Annotated in this window: 19 protein-coding genes; 5 read left to right on the top strand and 14 right to left on the bottom strand. The window is 39.8% G+C overall.

Annotated elements, in window-relative coordinates; genetic code table 11:
* Nucleotide 1 precedes the first annotated feature (1 nt).
* Nucleotides 2–529, top strand: coding sequence for a hypothetical protein (locus tag NMU02_RS01090; protein ID WP_255025239.1), 528 nt, complete (start codon nt 2–4; stop codon nt 527–529).
* Nucleotides 530–610: 81 nt separating this feature from the next.
* On the opposite strand, the gene porN is transcribed toward NMU02_RS01090, so the two are convergent.
* The 9 genes from porN to NMU02_RS01045 form a co-directional block, all read right to left on the bottom strand.
* Nucleotides 611–1,714 carry a type IX secretion system ring subunit PorN/GldN gene (gene porN, locus NMU02_RS01085; protein WP_255025237.1) on the bottom strand — a complete coding sequence of 368 codons (1,104 nt, stop codon included), beginning with the start codon at nt 1,712–1,714 and terminating at the stop codon, nt 611–613.
* A 29-nt stretch (nt 1,715–1,743) separates the two neighbouring features.
* Nucleotides 1,744–3,306 (bottom strand): type IX secretion system motor protein PorM/GldM, encoded by a 1,563-nt coding sequence (porM, locus tag NMU02_RS01080; RefSeq protein WP_255025236.1) that lies wholly within the window; start codon nt 3,304–3,306, stop codon nt 1,744–1,746.
* Nucleotides 3,307–3,344: 38 nt separating this feature from the next.
* Complete coding sequence (porL, locus tag NMU02_RS01075) at nt 3,345–4,334, bottom strand: type IX secretion system motor protein PorL/GldL (RefSeq protein ID WP_255025234.1); 990 nt, start codon at nt 4,332–4,334, stop codon at nt 3,345–3,347.
* 69 nt (nt 4,335–4,403) lie between these two features.
* On the bottom strand, nt 4,404–5,825 hold the full coding sequence (gene porK / locus NMU02_RS01070; RefSeq protein WP_255025233.1) for a T9SS ring complex lipoprotein PorK/GldK: 1,422 nt from the start codon (nt 5,823–5,825) through the stop codon (nt 4,404–4,406).
* Nucleotides 5,826–5,828: 3 nt separating this feature from the next.
* Nucleotides 5,829–6,776 (bottom strand): PorP/SprF family type IX secretion system membrane protein, encoded by a 948-nt coding sequence (locus NMU02_RS01065; RefSeq protein WP_255025226.1) that lies wholly within the window; start codon nt 6,774–6,776, stop codon nt 5,829–5,831.
* 153 nt (nt 6,777–6,929) lie between these two features.
* The gene (locus NMU02_RS01060; RefSeq protein WP_255025224.1) at nt 6,930–8,087 is read right to left on the bottom strand and encodes a glycerate kinase family protein; all 1,158 of its coding nucleotides are present in this window, start codon (nt 8,085–8,087) and stop codon (nt 6,930–6,932) included.
* Nucleotides 8,088–8,691: 604 nt separating this feature from the next.
* The gene (locus NMU02_RS01055) at nt 8,692–8,913 is read right to left on the bottom strand and encodes a DUF2795 domain-containing protein (protein ID WP_009318182.1); all 222 of its coding nucleotides are present in this window, start codon (nt 8,911–8,913) and stop codon (nt 8,692–8,694) included.
* 63 nt (nt 8,914–8,976) lie between these two features.
* Nucleotides 8,977–9,537 (bottom strand): cob(I)yrinic acid a,c-diamide adenosyltransferase, encoded by a 561-nt coding sequence (locus NMU02_RS01050; RefSeq protein ID WP_255025218.1) that lies wholly within the window; start codon nt 9,535–9,537, stop codon nt 8,977–8,979.
* A 12-nt stretch (nt 9,538–9,549) separates the two neighbouring features.
* Nucleotides 9,550–10,281 carry an O-methyltransferase gene (locus NMU02_RS01045; RefSeq protein ID WP_255025217.1) on the bottom strand — a complete coding sequence of 244 codons (732 nt, stop codon included), beginning with the start codon at nt 10,279–10,281 and terminating at the stop codon, nt 9,550–9,552.
* 144 nt (nt 10,282–10,425) lie between these two features.
* Here NMU02_RS01045 and NMU02_RS01040 point away from each other — a divergent pair, with 144 nt between their 5' ends.
* Nucleotides 10,426–11,001: an NUDIX hydrolase gene (locus tag NMU02_RS01040; protein ID WP_255025216.1), complete on the top strand. Its 576-nt coding sequence runs from the start codon at nt 10,426–10,428 to the stop codon at nt 10,999–11,001.
* Between the two features lie 32 nt (nt 11,002–11,033).
* Here the strand turns inward: NMU02_RS01040 and NMU02_RS01035 are convergent, their stop codons facing one another.
* From NMU02_RS01035 to NMU02_RS01025, 3 genes are read right to left on the bottom strand one after another with little or no spacing between them, the layout of a single operon-like run.
* Nucleotides 11,034–11,417 (bottom strand): VOC family protein, encoded by a 384-nt coding sequence (locus NMU02_RS01035; protein ID WP_255025215.1) that lies wholly within the window; start codon nt 11,415–11,417, stop codon nt 11,034–11,036.
* Between the two features lie 2 nt (nt 11,418–11,419).
* Nucleotides 11,420–12,052, bottom strand: a complete 633-nt coding sequence (locus NMU02_RS01030; protein ID WP_255025214.1) for an HAD family hydrolase — start codon at nt 12,050–12,052, stop codon at nt 11,420–11,422.
* 14 nt (nt 12,053–12,066) lie between these two features.
* Nucleotides 12,067–12,687 carry a CatA-like O-acetyltransferase gene (locus tag NMU02_RS01025; RefSeq protein ID WP_255025213.1) on the bottom strand — a complete coding sequence of 207 codons (621 nt, stop codon included), beginning with the start codon at nt 12,685–12,687 and terminating at the stop codon, nt 12,067–12,069.
* Nucleotides 12,688–12,825: 138 nt separating this feature from the next.
* Between NMU02_RS01025 and NMU02_RS01020 the strand changes: the two genes are divergently transcribed.
* Both NMU02_RS01020 and NMU02_RS01015 read left to right on the top strand, forming a co-directional pair.
* Nucleotides 12,826–13,569: a sulfite exporter TauE/SafE family protein gene (locus NMU02_RS01020; RefSeq protein ID WP_255025212.1), complete on the top strand. Its 744-nt coding sequence runs from the start codon at nt 12,826–12,828 to the stop codon at nt 13,567–13,569.
* 10 nt (nt 13,570–13,579) lie between these two features.
* Nucleotides 13,580–14,095: a DUF6125 family protein gene (locus tag NMU02_RS01015; RefSeq protein ID WP_255025211.1), complete on the top strand. Its 516-nt coding sequence runs from the start codon at nt 13,580–13,582 to the stop codon at nt 14,093–14,095.
* A 154-nt stretch (nt 14,096–14,249) separates the two neighbouring features.
* On the opposite strand, the gene NMU02_RS01010 is transcribed toward NMU02_RS01015, so the two are convergent.
* Nucleotides 14,250–15,290, bottom strand: coding sequence for a YeiH family protein (locus tag NMU02_RS01010; protein WP_255025210.1), 1,041 nt, complete (start codon nt 15,288–15,290; stop codon nt 14,250–14,252).
* Nucleotides 15,291–15,556: 266 nt separating this feature from the next.
* On the opposite strand from NMU02_RS01010, the gene NMU02_RS01005 reads away from it, so the two are divergent.
* The gene (locus NMU02_RS01005; protein ID WP_255025209.1) at nt 15,557–17,347 is read left to right on the top strand and encodes a hypothetical protein; all 1,791 of its coding nucleotides are present in this window, start codon (nt 15,557–15,559) and stop codon (nt 17,345–17,347) included.
* Nucleotides 17,348–17,443: 96 nt separating this feature from the next.
* On the opposite strand, the gene NMU02_RS01000 is transcribed toward NMU02_RS01005, so the two are convergent.
* Nucleotides 17,444–21,040 carry a glycoside hydrolase family 2 TIM barrel-domain containing protein gene (locus tag NMU02_RS01000; protein ID WP_255025208.1) on the bottom strand — a complete coding sequence of 1,199 codons (3,597 nt, stop codon included), beginning with the start codon at nt 21,038–21,040 and terminating at the stop codon, nt 17,444–17,446.
* Between the last annotated feature and the right edge of the window lie 55 nt (nt 21,041–21,095).

Raw genomic sequence — 21,095 nt, 5'->3', positions numbered from 1 at the left:
GATGAAAAAAATATGGCTAACCACAATAACGGCACTATTTATGGCATTATCAACCGGCTGTAAAAGTTCGGAAAACAGAAGCAAAAATAACGAAGCATCGATGACTTCCATATCCATGCGTTTCGCCCCCGGGCCAAAGGCCATTGTGTATAAAACCGTAAAAAATTATGCAAAATTCGTACCGGTTACTTTAGATGAAACTCGAACACGCATTATTTCTTATCCGGCACCTACTGATATTTATTATGAGGGTAAACTGGCTGTCCCTACCCAATTAAATAATGGATATTGGTTGGACAATCGAGGTATTGGACCTAATGCCGCGTTTACCGATTATACTTATGAGGAATACAGTAAACTGAAAGAAGCTCCCTCGTTAGAGATACTCGAAAAAAGAATTATCGACCGCAATCCCATTACTGAATACTGGAATTGCGGCTTAAGGGCAAGTTATACCGACGAAGTGAGTCAATTAAACGAAGTGATAAAATCAGGGTTTAAAGGGGCAAAAAACGGGTTGAAAAAATAAATACTTTTTACTCTAATGATTGAAATAAATATAGAAATGGCGAAGTTTTCAGAAAACTTCGCCATTTCCGTATCTGTAAAATTACCGTGTACGGCGAACCGATCGTACGGGAGCCGACTTAGAAGAAGATTTACTTCCTCCGCTTTTCGATGATTTCACACTACTACTCTTCGATCCCCGAGAAGAACGCTTAGAGCGTACAGAATTTTTCACTTCGGTCTGTTCCTTAACAGCAGTCTTTGTTTCTTTATTATCCGATTTATCGTCTTTTTCTGCTTTGGCCTCAGCTTTATTGGCCGTGGGCGGGGTTACCCACAAATTACTATCGAAATTTTTTAACTGATCCTCTATTTTCTTTTGTGCTGCTATACGAGCTGTATCAGAGGGATATTGCTGTTGCAAAGAGATGTTCCGCAGATTCATCGTTTTATATATATCTCCATCAAACATACGTAACTGAAAATAATCGTCGTAAGTATAATGACGAACATTATTTTCATTGTCGGCCAAGATATATTGTTGCGACAAATAAGGTCGCAAATCATTGTAACGAATCCAAAACATAGGATATTTTACCGGTTCTCCACCGAAATCACCAGTACGGCTCAATATAGGACATATCGCTATTATTTCGGGATAGAATTTCGAATTACGCTGGTCGAAAATCCAACGTTCTTTCAGATAATAAGATAACACCAGATTGGTGGGTATATCACTATCTTCGACTATATAACGAGTCGTTTTAGTTGTCCTCCCCTCTTTTTCCTCATACATTATTTCAAAACGGTCGAGAATTCCTTCTTTCAATTTAAGTTTATACTGGTCGCTAAATATTTCCCGACCATCGAGATACTCATATGCCGGTATCTGATTATCAAGCAATAAGCGCATAATCATACGAAAAAGGTTCTCCTGTCCGTCGATAACCTCTTCGGGAAAATACAACGGTAAATTTTTCTCTTTTGTAAGATCAAGTTCCCGATAAATAACACGTTCCCAAGGGATATCCGCCTCTGAAATACCTGTATTATCATACAGATTTTGTGCCCGTACCGAAAGTACACTCTTCTCTTCCTTATCCGGAGAGGCAGTACGTACGGTAGACCGGTTTGCCGTCTGAGCCTGAATAACTGTCAGCGAGCAGGAGAAACACGCTATAGCCCATATAAATTTAGTTAGTTTCATACGCCCTATCTATTTTTTCTTTCTTAATATCAATTTACAATTACTTCAATCGGAGAGATATCACGCTGTATCCCATCCGGCCCTACGGCTTTCACTCCGGATATATAAAAACGCTTTCCTTTAGAAAGACGTCTCAACGCCGTCTTCTGCCGGTCGGAGAAAGACGCACCATTTGAGATTTCGGGGATTCCGTTACCCATCGAATCATAAATAACCGTTTTAAATTCGATTACTCTGAAATCGATATTCAACAAATCATCATCGATAGCAGCCTCTATACCGGGTGAAGATAACAGAAGAGCTTTTGAAAACGGCTTACCACCTTTATAACGACGATTGTTTCCCTTTTCATCCTTATATACGATAAATGGAGTAGGATCGGGTAACTGGCGTACCCTGAATGTTGTCGTATTCACGACCTGGGAATGTCCCTCCAGACTTGCCGTAACAGTAATCGTCGCATTCTGACCCACCTTAGAAGGACGAGCTATCCATGTGTCTCCCGATCGGGTAAGCTGGCCATTAGACATAGTTGCACTAATCGCCTGAGTAGGAATACCCGGTACCGATATACTTATCGGATTATTTATTCCGGCATATAATACGTTCATCATAGTTGCAGAAACCGTCGCCGTAGGTTCTATGACCGTATAAGAAGATGTAAAATCGTGACGGGTAAGAGAACCGTCGCCATGAGGGACTTCGAGATACCCCGAAAAATCGAATACACCGGTTTTTCCACAAATAAATTCATACTTGCCCTTATTTGCCTGAGGCAATTTAACTCCTCCTATATATATATCCGGAGCCTGAGTAGTATCGATAGCAGCCAATACAATATCAGCCGAATATCTTCCTCCGCGAATAATCGTCTTTGAATTCGGAATCACGAAAGCATCGAGTTTGTTTACCCTCACATCGCCCACATCCACATTCTTGATCAATGTATGTAATACTTCTCCTTCGGCATAACGTATATCGCTCTGTAACTTGCTTAGAATCGTTACGGCTGCGGCAACAGGCATATTTTCGAACATAACCTCTTCCCATGCTTTCCGATGATCTGTCGCACCCGGTAAACGCGGAGTCAGATACTCACTGATTACTTTACGCTGTAACGTATCGGGTATCATGCCTGTTACAACCCGACTATATTCGGTCAACGAATTACGTAATCGCTTTCCTTCTCCTTTTTTAGGAGCCAGCATCACGACCGATGCAGCCTCGAGATCGTCCTGATGTTTTATATCGAAAACATTACCGTCTTCACCATCAGCCTGTATTACTATTCGTTTTTTAAGTTCACCGATATAATTATAAAGAGAATCGGTACGTTTTCTCACTTCTTCCGCCTTATCATACCATTCACCAGCCTTCTCCGGATTTTTTTCATGATATGCGGAAAGCTCTTTGTACAATGCCTGATTCTGTACTGACGAATTGCCTGTCGTACGCACCAAACCCTCCTCTACCTGCCGGAAACCGTTCAACACATCAGACGACACGTTTAAGGCCAGCATCGCCGTGAGGACGATATACATTAAGTTTATCATCTTCTGACGAGGAGATAGGTTTGAATTAGGAGATGCCATATTTCTGTTTTATTAAAGAAATTCCAAAAACCAAAGAATCATTCTTTATCCCTATTCGGAACGCCCGTTTCCGTCTGAACTTGTTCTGTAGGAGCCGGTTCTGCGGCCATCGGACGCTGCCCCATCGGCGAATACATATTTACAGTCATAGCCGTAAGCATTTTTTCGTAAATCTTATTCAACTGTTTCATGTATTGCGTCATCTTCTCCGTTTCTTCACAATAACGCGAACTGTCGGTTACCGAATGTTCGTACATGTCGCGTATACTCTTCAAGCCAACATTTACCCTATCGATGCAATCCAACTGGGAACTGATACTTTTCAATTGTATTTCATAAATCGTATTCAGACCGGCAATATTCCGGTTCAGATTTTCCATCTGAGTTACATAACCTTGCGAATGTTCACTTATTCCATCCGAATTATCGGTAATACTTTGATAAGAATTCAATAATACATTGGAAACTTCTGTAAGCGATTGAGTCGCATTTCTCAACCGGTTCATTTCATCAGAAATAGATGAAAGCTGATTGAGATATTGCTGCGTAGCATCCGTAAGTTCCGCCATACGGGAAAGCTGATCCGCCGCAGCAGAAAGTTTCTGTATGCTTTCGGTCAGGCTTTTCGAATCTTCTTCTTCCAATTGTATCCCGCTTAAACCAGCAGCTTGCCGAGCAGCCTCAGGTGTTATAGCTGCTACACCCGACGCAGAAGTTGTCACAGAGCCTCCTTTACCGTTACCGATAATAACAGTACCGTTTCCTCCCGAGAAATCGGGACGATCTTCGGGATCTTTCGAACCTAAAACAGGAAAAACCTGTTCCCAATCATAATCTTTAGCCGGATGGTCGAATGCCGAAAGCGTAAACATCAATGCTTCGGTAGCCATACCGATACTCAGTAATAGATTTCCGAAAGGAAGGTGCAAGATCTTAAATAAAGCACCCAGAATTACGATAGCAGCACCAATACTGTAAGCATAATTAAAAAACCGCCTGCCTGCCTCGCTCTGGAGAAATTTCTCCAATCTGTTTTTATATTTTTTATATTTTCCCATGGTCTTTGGTAGAAATTATATCCTGTTCTATTTTAATTTTCATTTACGTCCTTTGGCAAACCCAATCTGTGTACGTACACAACGGAATCCGATATACGACCTTTGCTCATTCTGATATTCCCACATACGTATATCGGAACGAATAAAGTTCGAAACGTCTTTCCAAGATCCACCGCGCACAATCTTACGCTTCATCTTATACGGATCCTCTTTTGCCGCATCGTAACGGTACTCGGGATTCATATCACTGGTATTCAGATTGGCGGTTTCGGTATAAGCAGAAGAAGTCCATTCAGATACATTTCCTGCCATATCATATAACCCGAATTCATTAGGAGAATAAGATGCGACACGCGATGTGATCAGGTTACCGTCTTTTACATAATTTCCCTTCTCGGGTTTAAAATTGGCATAAAAACAGCCTTTTTCGGCCATGGTTTCATCGCCGCTCCAAGGGAATTTATTTTCATTTTTTCCAGCTCTTGCCGCATATTCCCATTCCGCCTCGGTCGGTAGCCGATATGGCTCGATAAAAGCAGGGCCACGCCCTCCGAAAGAGGCCTGGAGATATTGCGTACGCCAAGCACAAAAAGCATTAGCCTGTTCCCACGACACACCAACAACCGGATAATCGTTATAACCGGCATGCGCAAAATACATACGCATATACGGCTCATTATAAGCATTATCGAAATCATTTACCCAAGCTGTCGTGTCGGGATAAATATTTACAATATAGGTATGCAGAAAGTCGAATTCACTCTGTAACGGTCTTGTTACCGTTTCGCGCATAATACGACCATCTTCATCGATATAAGCGGTATCTTTAGATATCATCACGACTTCATTAGGATCGACCTTTACATCGGTATCGAGAACCCGCCGAGTTGCGTCGAGACGATTCCGGCGTTTAGCCGCTTCGGTATGATTGAATATTTCATACTTAAAATTCATCTGTGCAGCGTCTAATTCACGCTGACCGGTTATCGGATTAACGCGATAAACACTTTCGATAGCCCGCAATTCATCTTCGGTAGGATTGCGCCAGGGAATCGCTTTATTCCAATTTAAATGAGGTTTTACGGGATTACCGTCCCGATCTTCTTCTATTTTAAATGCTTCGTTTCCGCCGAATGCGGGATCGGCCAAACGTTCACGGATAATAGAGTCACGTACCCAGAAAACAAATTGTTTATATTCCGAATTGGTGATCTCGGTCTCATCCATCCAAAAGGCATCTACCGAAATGCCTCTCGAATCGCGCAGATTACCCCATAAGCTATCTTTTTCCGCCGGCCCCATATTATACGCTCCGCGTTTAACCAATACCATACCGTAAGGTGCAGGTTCTCCCCACGCCGTACCGCCGACACCGACCAACTCGCCGCCATTACTGTGCGACGAAGGAGCACATGAGGCCAAAATACCGACTAAAGCCAATAATAAGATTAGTTTCTTCATAAATTACAGTATGCGAATACTTTTATGTTTATTTTTATTTTTATCAGAAAAATCGACTTTCATGCTATAGCTTACAAATACCTCATGACTACCCTTGGTAGCTTTTACAATCTTCGAGACCGGATAATCATAAGCATAACCGAAAAGAACGTTTTTTATTTTCGCACCGATCATGACGATCATCGCATCTTTCCAACGATAACCCAAGCCGCCCCAAATAAAGTTATTATACTTCAGACGAGCCGTAAGTTCTGCCTGAGTCATTTTAAAAGTAGTTTTCAGCATCATTGACGGTTGTACCTCTAATAACGTGTTTTTAATCGGGATATTGCCCCCTCCCATAAAAAAATAAGTTCTGGAGGCATAAGTCTCGTATTTTTCATCGAAACTGATCAACGGTTGTGTCAGGTGTTGAGAAGATAATCCTACATAAAAATATTTATGAGTGTAGTAGGCCCCAAATCCCATGTCAAAAGCCATTCCCTGTAACTGAGTTTGGGGTATCCCGTCTTCGGTAGTAACATGTTCATCACTGGAGGGTATATATACTTTCGTCCCGTCGAACTTCTGATTAAGTAATCCCAGCTGCAATCCCAATCCGAGTTTTCCACCCCAGAGTTTTACTTTAAAGGCATATTGCAATCCCATCGTCATCGTAGAAAAAAGGCCGATCGATTCTGAAGACAGCATCAGACCTACTCCGTGATCCTGCTTCAGAAAACGCAAAGGCATATCCGCTCCTACCAGAAACGTTTTGGGCGCCCCAGGCATTCCTACCCATTGCTGACGGGAAGAAGCAAGTATATTCAGTCGCTCGCTGGCTCCCACACTACCGGCATTATAATACGCCGGTAAGGCCCAGTATTGGCTAAACTGTGCATCCACTTGCGCCTTTAAACCCGAAAAGGCTGGCAACAATAATAAAAATGATATGAGGTATTTTACTTTCATTTTTTACGGAAGGATCTCGTAATTAACACGGTCTTCCCTTATATTGTCTTTATATAACTTAAAAACTTCATTTAAATTGTAAGACGAGCTATTTTTTAAATTGCAAAAGTAATAAAATAAAACTTAACGAAATTTGGAAGAAAAAGAAAACGATTAACAATTGAATTTCCCGGAAAAATAATTGATCAAACGTAAAAATTGTCTAACTGTACGATGTATCTGTTCTTCGGTAAAATTCACATCCATGGCATCCTCCAGAGAAATCGGCCCGGGAGCCACCGGTAATACGGCAAGAAACCCTGCATTCTCAAGCAATTCCGACTCTTCTACACTACCGCATAAAGCCACAACCGGTATTCCTTTTCCTGAAGCTCTTTCCAATATGCCAAAAGGAACTTTACCGAGTAAAGTCTGTCCGTCTATCCGTCCCTCTCCTGTAATGATCATATCTGCATCAGAAATCTGCTTATCAAACTCGAGCATGTTCAATATAATATCGATTCCGGAGTTTAATTCTGCACAAAAAAATGCCGCAAAACATCCCCCCAACCCTCCGGCAGCACCAGCACCCGAGATACATTCGACATCCACTCCCGTAAGCCTTTCGACCAGTCCTGCATAGGTTTCCATCCCTTCATCCAATAATTTTATCATTTCTTCATCTGCACCTTTCTGTCGGGCAAATACATATGCTGCACCTTGATGTCCCGAAAAAGGATTAGATACATCACTGGCTATTGTAAAATGCGATTCTTTCAGACCCGGTAGTAAACCGACAGCATCAATCGATGCAATACGGGATAAAGCTTCACCGTTGCATGTAGTTATAATTTCCCCGTTCCTATCGAAAAATCGATACCCGAGAGCTTGCATCATACCAGTACCGGCATCATTAGTCGCACTGCCTCCTATGCCAATAATAAAATTACGACATCCTCGCGACAAAGCATCTGCAATAAATTCTCCGGTCCCGTATGTCGTCGTTATACAAGGGTTCCTCTCTGCAGGTGTTAACAGAGTAAGACCACTGGCCGCAGCCATTTCGATAAATGCAGTTTCTCGGTCGGGAGAAATTCCATAGACAGCCTTTAACGGTCGCATCAAAGGGTCATGGACATCCACCAACACAGATTCTCCTTTTTTCACCTGCATCAGCACTTCTAAGGTACCTTCTCCCCCATCGGCCACAGGCAAAGTAATCACTTTACAATAAGGATATACTTCTTTTATAGCAAGTTCTACTGCTTTAGAAACCTGTATCGAAGAAACCGAACCTTTAAAAGAATCACAAGCTATGACTATCTTCTTCATAAAAATAAATGAGTCTGGATTTATATCGTAACCATATTACAAATAGATATTTTAAAATAAAAAACGTACGGAATGACAAAATATTATGGCAGATAAAAATGAAGATGCGCCAAAGTCTATCGACGCTTCTAAGTAACTTCCCCGACGAACGCATTCACCACTACGATTACAGCTGCCCGATACGTTAGGATTTATCCCCAATAATAGATATATACACAGGCATTACTCCCTAACGAAATAGAACATGCCAGAGTAATGTTCGAGCCATAAGTAGAACTAAATCGCATGGATTTCGAAATAGATAAAAAAGAAGGTTTTCCTACGCATCAGTCTCGATTACACCACACGAAGTAGTAACTGCCACACCAACCCGGAGTTTTCCTTCTACCCAAACGAAAACACTAATTTGACCGGAACCCGGCATAGCTTTTCCCGATTTTACAATGGATAATGTAAAAGTAGATTTTAACTTCGACTTTAATAGCAAAGAATTATAATTTAAACAAACGAAACAAATCCATGCAAAATCACAAAAGTCCCAGCGCGATAAATAACTATTTTGTTTATCGCGCTGGGACTTAATATTTTACTTATTTAGAAGTAATTAATATTCTTCCTCGTTAAAGAAGAAATCTTCTTTACTGGGATAATCCGGCCATATATCTTCGATACATTCGTAGATCTCTCCTTCATCCTCCATCTCCTGAAGGTTTTCGATCACTTCCAGCGGAGCGCCCGAACGCATGGCATAATCGATAAGTTCGTCTTTCGTGGCTGGCCAAGGCGCATCTTCAAGTTTCGAGGCCAATTCTAATGTCCAATACATAGTATATGGGGTTTAAAATTTATTCCTTTTTAAATTTCCGCAAAAATAAAGCAAAAAAATACATTAGCAACTTTTATTCCAGAAAATTTCAGTACCTATCTCCTTAAAACTGTTAAATCTTGCAAACACAAATAGATAATCAGAAAGACGATTCATAAACTTCATTAGATTATCATCAACCTCTGCTTGAGAGGAAACTTCACATATACGGCGTTCAGCCCTGCGACATACTGTACGACAAATATGTGAAGCAGCAGCAGCCGGCGTGCCACCGGGTAACACAAAATTAGAAATCGGAGGTAACTGCATATCGAGTTCATCGATTCGTCTTTCGATACGTAGTACATCCTCGGATTTCATACGGCTTGCCTCTCTCAATTCAGTTAATGCTGTATCTGTTGCCAAATAAGACCCGATTACAAACAGTTTGTTCTGTATAAAAGACAAAATCTCGTTCTCGGAGTCGGTCCCTTCGACCTGCATCAACCACCCGATATGAGCGTTCAGCTCATCAACCGTACCGTATGCCTCGAGACGAGGATCGGTCTTCGATACTTTAGCCCCACCTACCAATGTGGTAAAACCTTTATCTCCGGTACCCGTATAAATATTACTTTTTTTCATACATATTTCCTATTAAAATGCGACAACGTAATCCTGTTTATTTAACTTAGGATTACAAAATATCAGTCCTATATCATATAAATCCATAGTTACCCTTACATTATTATTTTCCATCCATCCGGTCCAGAATACTTTACGAGCCCGATTTCCATTAATTTCATCGATGACAATAACGGTTTCCGGGCCTAAATGGTTCTGTAAACGATCTAATAATAAAGGATAATCCTGCTCATTTGCCAGCCGATGAATACAAACAAATTGTAAACAGGGATATTGTAGTAAATAATTATCGATTGCTTCAAACAAAGCTCCGTCGGAAAATGTATCGGGAGATAAAAAAGAAGATGTAATTTCCCGAGCCACCCCGCATACAAGTTTATCCGGTTCGATGCTCCTCAGTTCTGCCGACGGATTTCCCTCATACAGATATAACGTAGATATTCCCCAAGAAGATCCTATCTCGAGTATATGCTGTGGCTTAAAATGGTTAACGAGCCGAAACAAAAGCGTTCCTTTCTTAAAAGAAATCTTTTTTCTTTTTCCTGTCGAAATATTTTCGGTATACAAAGGCAATACCTCCTTTTTAAGACGCTCGATTTCATTATAACAGTAATACATAAACGGCTCTTCGATAACTTTAGTTATCAGATTATAAGCAAAAGGAGAATGTACACCGTATCCTTTTCGGTGTCGTAAACGCCTGATGGTTTTTATGTAATATTTTCGGAGTATGCGTTTTGCCATAGCGGGGCAAAGATAATTGTTTTGATATTAAATTCCTTCGCCAGCATATAAAAATAGAAGCACGCTATAATTTCTTCCGATAAAAACAATTTTTAATGTCTTCTATCCGTTTTATATCCATAATTAACTTTAACAACCCCAATTATGAAAGACCATACCGATAAAAAATGGAAAGTACTCTCGAGCGATTATCTATCAAAAGAACCTTGGTTTACCGCTAGGCGTGAAAAAGTACAATTACCTAACGGAAACATTATACCGTCTTATTACATACTCGAATATCCCGACTGGATTAACGTCATAGCAATTACCCGTGAAGGAAAATTCATTATCGAAAAACAATACCGTCATGCATCGGGTATCACTACTTACGAACTCTGTGCCGGTGTATGTGAGAAGGAAGATGCATCTCCACTGGCATCAGCAAAGCGTGAATTACTGGAAGAAACAGGATATGGTAACGGAGCATGGCAGGAACTTGTAGTCACTTCCGCTAATCCCAGTACACACACAAACAAAGTATATTGTTATTTGGCAACAGATGTCGAAAAAATATCAGAACCTCATCTTGAAAATACAGAAGATATCGATGTATATCTTTTATCTCCCGAGGAAGTTCTCTCCATTCTCGAAAGTGGTGAAATTATACAAGCCACACAAGCACTACCTCTTTGGAAATATTTTTATGAAAAGGAAAAGAACAAATTATCTCGGTCATAGAGAATAACGGGTAAATTTCTCTTAAATCAAATTCAGGCAGTAATTTCTACACGATTTCCCTCAGGGTCGAGTATGACGCTTTCATAAAAACCGTCTCCCGTTGTACGAGGCTCTCCGATAACAGCATATCCATTTTTTCTAAAAAGCTCGGTCATTTCATCTACCTTATCTTTCGATCCGACCGAAAAAGCGAGGTGTGCCCACCCAAGACATTCATTCTCGGGGTGAAGTGTTTTTACGTCGGCACGCTCCATTATCTCAATAGCCGTTCCTCCGTCAAAGGCAACCAAATACGACGCGAATTTTTTATGTGGATTTATATATTTCTCATTAGATATTCCTCCGAAATACCGCACATAAAAATCCTTTAATTTTTCTATATCATTCGTCCAAAGTGCAATATGAGCAATCTTCATTACTATAAATCTTTTTTTAATAGTTTATCCAAAACCGGCCTCCAATCTTCTCCGTTTAACGGACAATAAGTGACAAATCCCAGCTCTTTTCCTTTTTCTATATTTCGGATACCGTCGTCAACAAACAATGTCTCTTCCGGGTTCAACCCAGAATCTTTTATCATATAATCGAATATGACAGCAGAAGGCTTACAAGCTCCCACCTCATATGAGGTATACATACGATCGAAAAAATCGCCTATAGGCTGTCCCCATGAAGTAAAACCAGAAGTACGAGCCCACCCCATAATGATCGGATTGGTATTACTGATGAGATAAACTCTATACTTTTTCCTTAATTCCAATAAATACGAAAGTTTATATTCTTCTACATCGACAATAAAACCCATCCAGGCATAATCAATCGCTTCAGCAGATATATCTTTGCCAATATGTTCCTTCACTTTTTCATAAAACCCCTTGCGGGTAAGACGACCTTCTTCGAGATCGAGGAAAATTCCTTTCTGATGATACGGATCTATCATTTGCTCAGCATCAGCCATTCCTATTTCCTCGAAACGTTTTACGGCTTTGTCACGATCGAGAGATAACAATACTCCTCCCAAATCGAAAACAATGTTTTTGATCTCTCCCATATCTATTTCCTTTATCAGCGTGCACAATAAGTTTCCAATTTATCAAAAAAACGAGACATCTGATACCCATCCATCAACCCGTGATGTGCTTCTACATTGGTCGGCATCCAGATACGGTTTTTATCCTTAATTAATTTACCATTAGTAATACGTGGCATATCGGCATCTTTCAAATCCTTATGCGGATGTTTTACCGAAGTAAATGAGACCCATGGTAGCACCGAATGTAAAATAAGATTACGGCGGAAGCTTTCGGGATCATGACCGTCTTGTTGCAAATGAACATGAAGACGTCTCGAAGCATCTTCCATAAATTCTTCAAAGGTGGGTTGATTTTGGAAATAAATGAAGGAAATGTCTCCATTGCCACGCGATACGATAGATGCTCCGTCGAGATTACCAATATCCCAAATCTCATCATCGATAATTCGCAATCGGAACTCAGTAACTTCATTAGCGGCTTTCAAAAGATAATAATAAGAAGACAGAAAAAAACTCCTTTTATTTTCAACACAATCTTTATATAAGCGCGTAACCTCAACATTTGTAGTTAGATTAAATGTAGGGTCTGCATAATCTTTAAACAACTCATACGTTTTTTTTCGGGGCCATTGCGATACATCAAATCGTTCCATCTCATCGTTTAATTAAAAGTACCTGTAAAGGTAGTCAATTCACCTCAAACAGCCGGGTTCAGATTTGTATTTTTTCATTTCCAAGAAAAGAATTACCGAAAGTAACGTATCTTTGCATCGAATTACTCGAACATAAAAATGGCTGAACTTTTCGACGAACCCTGGAAATGGGTAGTTTTTTTCTGTTGCACTTTTCTGACGGGAATCGCCAAAAGCGGTATTCAGGGAGTCGGCAGCCTAACAATCCCCATATATGCACTACTTTTCGGGGCAAAAGCTTCCACAGGCATTATACTACCCTCGATACTCGTCGCAGATATAATGTCGGCCTGGTTAAACAGACATCATATACACTTCACCTATATTTTGCATCTGATACCTTGGGCGGCAGCAGGCCTCATACTGGCATTATTCACCGGTAAAAACATGCCTTCGGTGCAATTCGGCAAACTAATGGCAGCCTGCATTTTAGCCGGCCTTATCGTCATGACCGTTATGCAACATCATACCTTTACTCATCGACAAAAAAAATGGTTACGCCCTTTATTCGGTATACTGGCCGGTTTTTCGGCCTTGATTGGAAATGCAGCAGGGCCAGTCGTATCGGTTTACCTTTTGACGATGCGACTTCCTAAATACGCATTTGTAACGACCAGTATATGGTTTATTTTTATAATGAATGTCGTAAAATTGCCGATACAAATATTCGTTTGGGAGAATATTCCTCCCACCTCCTTTTTGCTCGCCCTATTTGCCATACCCTGTATTTTACTGGGTGCATTTACCGGAAAATCTATCATACGGATACTTCCCGAAAAAGGATTCCGAATTATTATAACTATACTCGTGATAATTTCTACTCTACTTATGATAATACGATAAATAAAGCGATATGAATATACTCGAAACTCTTTCGAAAGAACAATTAATTGAATTGGTACATATTTTCTCAAAAAATATGTCGGCCCTCGATGGGGTATGGTTTCAGTCGGTTGAATCAAAATTCGGCATGGACGAAGCAATGTATCATGATTGCAATGTTTGGAAAAGATATTCGGATTCGGAAGGAAAACGGATAAAAAAATTTTTGAAATTATCTGATCGTCCGGGAGTCGAAGGCCTAAAACAAGCATTGGCTTATCGTTTTAATGAATTTCTTAACGACACTGAAATCATTATCAAAGACAATACCTTGATATACCGGGTAAATAATTGCAGAGTACAAACCGCCCGCTCGCGAAAAAGCATGCCTTTTCACCCCTGTCTGTCGGCCGGATTAATGGAATATACCTATTTTGCTCTTGCTATCGACGACCGTTTTATTTGCGAACCGATAAGTTGCTACCCGCAAGTATCCGATCCTACTTGCGCATGCGCCTGGAAATTTACACTCGATACCCAAAAATAGAGATTAAACAAAACAATATCAATAGACACATTTACTTTGTAACAACTCCCGACTGTATAAACTTCATTTATTTGAATCAATAACTTTTATCGTAAAATATATAAAAAGGGGAAACAGATTTGTCTCCCCAATAAATTTACCAAAAGCTATTTATTTATAAAATATAAGGAGTAAGGTATTTTATAATTACATATCCGCCACCTATTAACCAGGCATACAAAACCAAAGCTAATATAAATGGTTTAGCTCCTGCCTTTTTAAATTTTTCGATACTAGTTTCAGCACCTAAAGCTGTCATAGCCATGGTTAACAAAAATGTATCGAAATTATTGATTCCGGTTACAAACCTACCCGGTAGCAAATCGAACGAATTAAAACCGATTACCAACAAAAAACCAATTGCAAACCAGGGAATCGTAATCTTACTTTTTTGACCTTCTTTTCCCCCCTTATTTTTCCCTGCACCTGCACGTACCATCGCAAAACTTATAATCAACAATACCGGCACCAGCATCATTACCCTTATCATTTTTACAATGATAGCCGAATCGGAAATATCCTTACCCATCGCATCACCGGCACCTACTACATGTGCAACCTCATGCAGCGTAGATCCCGTAAAAATACCCATTTGCTCATGAGAAAGATCAAATACTCCCGTTCTGTACAAAAACGGATATAAAAACATAGAGATCGTTCCGAATATGACGACAGTAGAAATAGCAACCGCTGTTTTATACGGCTTACTGCGTATCGTCGCTTCCGCACCTAAAACAGCTGCAGCTCCGCAAATACCGCTTCCGACCGATGTAAGTAATGCGGTATCTTTATCCATTTTCAAAATTTTGCCAATATATATGCCTCCGATGATGGTAACGGTAACAATAATAGCATCTATAATTATCGCAGGCAAACCCACTGCTACAACATCTTGAAAAGTGAGCCTGAACCCATACAATATAATGCCCAACCGTAATATTTGTTTTGTACAAAATTGTATCCCGGGTATCCATGTACCAGGCAGATGATTCCGTAAACTATTAGCATATAGCATACCCAAAACAATACCTACGATCATCGGGCTGAACGAAAGTTTTTTTACAAATGGAATGTCGCCGATATAAAACGCCGCACAAGAAAACAATACAATCAACAAAATACCGTGGAGCATACTCCCTCTCTTTTCACTAAACATTATTTTTTCTTTTTTAATGTTACTATTAAAATCAGATGCAAAAGAACATAATTCTTTTCACATAACAACCTTCTATTTTGTTATTACCGATAACTTTTAGTTATCAGTTTTTTTAAAGACTATCCATTTCAATAACATGATAAAACCTAAACACGCATTATCTAAAATTTTATCTAAAGCCCTAAGAACAAAAATATTTTATTATATTTGCATAGTTTAATTAATTGAAATCTTACTACTTCATACTCCGGGTAAAAAATCTTATCATGAAAAATCTCCTTATTTATAACTGTATATTTCTTTTACTGTTCATTTGCTGTAAAGAAACCAAATCGATACATCAAACCTCTACAACTTATAAAGAAGATAATCATAAACAAAAAATCGAAAACTCACTGCCCGTCTTTTTAAGAGAACCCGAAGATTCATTTAAGACTTATTACAAAGACAGCGTAAGAAAGAAACATATCGATGGCGTAGATCGCTGGTATTCTGGTGAAGAATTAATGGATGGAGATTATAAGGATTTTTATTTCGACAAATTCGATCTGTGTTATTCAATCGCTCGTTACAGGGATGGGATAAAAAATGATACCGTACGGTTTTACAGTACAAGAGATAATCGCTTGATGGAAATCATAGTACGTCCCGACAGTATACACGAATTTTATACTTCATATTCATCTAACGGGCTTCCTTATATCTATTATGAGGCGACTAAAGGGAAACTCGACGGATGGCGGAAACGTTGGTTCTATGACGGAACCCCAGACTGGTTTGAACAATACAAAGGCGGAAAGTTAAACGGAGAAACCCGCCGATGGTTTCCTAACGGATATCTCTCTCTGGTAGAAAGATACCGCGACGATGAAAAAATATTACCCTTCGAAACATGGTATTACAGCCAGTCGAGTGATGATTTTTTATATCACCTCGGTACTAAAAAAGCCCCCGACCGTTACACGATTACGTATGCGACATGGGAAGACGACACAGATTCGTACCGGATTACCGAAAATTACAAAATCGGAGAAGATGGTATTAAACAGCTTTATAAACGTATATATTCCACTCCATACGATGAAATATTCAGATTAACTAAAGACGATTGCGACTCGGTCAGCAAAAAAATAATAAAGAAAAACGATAATGAATTTCTCGAAATACGGGACTATAAAAAAGGACGTTTGATTTATCTTGAAACTTGTCCTTTATATTTTGGAGATGGTTCAAATATATGCGCCGAAAGTTATTCGAAAGATGGTAAAATCATTAATAGATATATATACGACTATGAAAGTGAAACGCTGGTTCCTTTACGTATTTACAGCAATATGGGTGCCCATGTGAAGGGTATAAACCACCGGGAATACGTAACCCTGACAAAAAGAAATTATAATAAAAAACTCAATCCCGGATCGAAACAATTCACGCTGAATGGCGATAGCCTGACTTTACATTGTCAAACCGGAAATATTACCTTGTTGAATCATGATTATAACGAGGATGAAGCAGCAGACTTTTCGTGTGAATGGGTATACGACGGATACGAGCCTGAACATAATTTGCATTTTTTCCATTTCGAGGGATATGAGTCGTGGTATTATTTTGTAATGAATGCTGCGACAGGAGAAGTCACCGAATTTAAGTCGAATAGTATTCCCGTTTTATGCGAAGGGACAAACTTGTTTTTAACTAATTACGAAAATCCTTATATGGGAAATCCTTATATCTACGTATATAAAATACTTCCCAATGGGCGATTGGCTCAAATCGCCTCACTCGAGCGTGGAGGTTATAATTTCTACGAATCCGACCTCGAAAATTTTATCTGGATTGGCAATCGATCGTTTGTAGCGACAAAAAAAATCCCCACCGATTCGAATTCTGTAGAGAAAGAATTTTTAGAAAGCTTGCCCCAGTACGTGCGCATAGACATCACTCCCGACGCTTTAAAAGAATCTAAACCGCTCCCGTTGTCGAACCGGCCGGAAGAATTGAATACGATTATAAATAATTTCCATAACGAAGCGAACGCCGAAAACCAAAATCATTAAACAATCTCCCATTCAAAAAAAATATCACGATTAAAAAACAAACGCCTTTCTCCTTTATTGAAGAAAGGCGTTTGTTTTTTTGATATACTGTTTTCCTCACGGATTTACAGGTGTAATGCGGAAGGAATACTCGTACAGACTATTCGATTTTATAAGATATTTCGGTAATTGACGAGGACCACAACTGGCATTTCCCAACCCGCGCTGTATGCAATCGAGGGTAAGAACTACCTCGGCACGCCGCACCGCATCCCGATCGTGTCCGTGTACAATATCCCATAATTGAGGATCGGTAAAATGCAATGCCGTAAAACGCAAGTTATCGAGCGAAGTAATTTTTATACCCTCTCCTTTCTGATTGGTAAGCTCCAACCAACGAACATCTTCCCGATTACCCATACTTTGTGAACGCACATAAGATTCTTCCATACCTGTTACCGTATTTTTATAAATACCCACGTATGCCGCGTCTTTACGATCCCAATAATTTTCTATGGGACCACGCCCATACCATTCTACCTGTTCGAGTGTCGGGTTAAGGCTTACTTGTAACCCGATACGGGGTAAGGCAAATTTCGCGCTGGTGGGGAAGGATCCTTTTACATCGATAGTACCATCAGAGTTAATTACATATGTAACCGAATACTTCTCTGTAATCGGACGTTCCGGACGATCGATATTTACCACAAACGATGTATTTACAGTCGCCGAACGTTTGTCTTCAGAAATTTTCCAATCGAAAACAGTGCAATCCAAATGTGTCGACCAGTTTCCGAAATCATTTCTCTCGTTACTGATCGAACGGTACCAATTGTAACCAAACCCGGTCTTATCGTATATCATCTCCGTACCATTATAACGCAATGAAACCATTTTACCGTCTTTCGTATCGAAAGCGACATAAAAATGCGGAGATTTAAAATCAAGGACGTCACCCGAAAGCGATGTTTTCAACGTATCGGAAGATGCATTTACCCAAGCTGGGACTTCTACCCGCGGTGTTATAGCAAACTGCTCGGTAGCCACTACATGCCCGGCTTCGGCCCATACACAATCGGAATTTAAAAGAATTCCCAGATTTACAAAATATTCACTTCCCGGTTGGATATCTTTTGTATAAGGTATTGTTACGGTAACTTCTCCGTTAGGAGCTACATTTCCTAATGGCATAGAACCGTCATTTATCACTTTCCCGTCTTTCTGCAACGTCCAGTACAGATCAAATTGATCGAGATTAAGAAAATCGTATTTATTAATAATCTTTATTTTACCGGCTGCAATATCCTCTGGTTTGAATTTGATATATTGATAAACTTTCTTTACTTCGAGTAATTTGGGTGTTATCTGACGATCGGGTGTCACAATTCCGTTACAGCAGAAATCGAAATCATTGGGTTTATCTCCAAAATCGCTACCAAAATAGTACCGATTTTTTTTCTCGTCATACTTACAGATTCCTTGATCTACCCAATCCCAGATACAACCTCCAATCATTCGTTCAGACTTATTTTCGATATAATCCCAGTATTCAGCCAGGTTTCCGATCGCATTTCCCATAGCATGAGCATACTCACAAAGGAAATAAGGTTTCTGATGTCCATTGCGGTCTTCTTTAATCATAAAATCTACCGAAGGATACATACGTGAGTCCATATCGGCAATTTCATTAAATCCTTCATAATGTATCGGACGCGAATCGAGAGCACGTGCTGCCTTATAAACCGCTTTAAAATTATTACCGTTACCGGACTCGTTTCCCATCGACCAGAAAATTACCGAAGGATGATTTTTATCACGTTCAATAACCCGTACCATTCGATCGACATACGCCGGAATCCAGCTTTCCTTTTCACTAATCGAATTATTCCCATGACATTCGAGATCGGCTTCATCCATCACATACAAACCGTAATAATCATATAATGCATACATTTTGGCATCATTAGGATAGTGACTTGTACGTATTGTATTTAAATTATAGCGTTTAAACAGAAGAATGTCTTCAATCATCGATTCTACCGGAACAGCTTTACCGAGTTGCGGATGTATGTCGTGACGATTAGCTCCTTTGAAAAATACCTGTTCGTTGTTGATATATACCCGATTATTTTTAATTTCGATTTTACGGAAACCGTACATAGTCTGGAAAGCTTCCAATGTTTTACCGTCTTTATCAAGTAATTCTACGATAGCGGTATAAAGATAAGGAGTTTCTGCAGTCCACAACTTAGGATTTTTAATCGTAACCGAAGCATTTTCCACCGCCTCTTTTCCTTTAGCCAACGGATCGATTTTTTCATTGATCAGAGCGACCTGTTTTCCATCTGCATCCAAAAGAGTTAACTGAGCCACAGCCACATCAGATTTTTTCTTACCGTAATTTTTCACATTAAACCTGACGTTCATTTCAGCTTTGCTCAAATCTTCATTAAATCCGGAAGTAATATAATAATCTCTTAAATGCAATTTTGGGGTAGCATAAACGTAAACATCCCGGTGAATACCACTGAGTCTGAACATATCCTGATCTTCGATATAGCTTCCGTCACTCCAACGGTAAACCTCGACAGCCAAAACATTCTTTCCTTTTTTCACATAGGGTGTAATATTGAATTCCGCATCGTTATTAGCTCCTTGGCTATAACCGACTTTCTTCCCATTCACCCACACATACATAGCACTATATACTCCATCGAAATGCAAGAAAATTTCATCTCCTGACCAATCGGCAGGAATCTCGAAATTGCGACGATACGAACCAACCGGATTCGGTTCTTTCTCATTGGTATATCCTTTTTGAGTCTGTATAAAAGGAGGATTATTACGGAAAGGATAAGTAATATTAGTATAAATCGGGGTTCCGTAACCGTGCATTTCCCAATTAGAAGGAACAGGGAGCTCATCCCAGGCGGATACATCATAGCTTGGTTTATAAAAATTAACCGGTCTTTCAGATGGCTGTTTTACCCAATTAAATTTCCAGTTTCCATTCAAAAGCTGGTAACGTGAAGATTGATTTCTGATCCACGGTTTCTGATACGACGGATCATTTTTTAACGCCTGAACCGATGGGAAAGGAACATATGTCGTATGCCCCGGCTCCTTATTAATAGCAAATATCGCTTCGTTCTCCCAATCGTTTTCACTAGTCGTTTTGAGAGCATCGAATTCGACTTTCAAATTCGATTTTACCAATTTCCAGTGTTGTAACCGATTGGAAGCATCGGGCTTAAGCTGAAAAACGGTCTCTCCCACAGCACCTTCATCAGGTGATCCGAGATTCATATTACTACTTTTACTCGTAAAAGTATAAGTATCTTTACCCACAGGAGTCAGTGTCCATTGCTGGTTCCCGTTATTCTGTTGTGCATCCCACTGAATAACGCGCCCCACATTCTGACCGTGATTACCATTATCGAGCGCTTTCCCCGATAAAGGACTTACGATCTGATAACATCCATTATCCAAATGCACCAACGCCCATACCTGAGAGGTCTTCTTAGGGACACGGGTCGCAATAAAAATATTGGAATTATTGTCAAGATTACTTTGATTATCAAGAACCAAACCGTTTACATTGACAATCTCATACAAAACTTTCGTATCGATCGACTGTGCGTAAACTGCCTGACAAAAATTCATTGCCATCAGGATAACGAAACATGACATCGTACGGTACAAAATTCTAGTCATACGCATTATTTTAAGATTAACTAATTATTATATCTCAACCACATCGCATAAAAAT

Source organism: Coprobacter tertius (genome assembly GCF_024330105.1).
GTDB classification, from domain to species: Bacteria; Bacteroidota; Bacteroidia; order Bacteroidales; family Coprobacteraceae; genus Coprobacter; species Coprobacter tertius.
The sequence above is the reverse complement of the archived record's forward strand: the minus strand, read 5'-3'. Positions and strand labels throughout refer to the sequence as shown.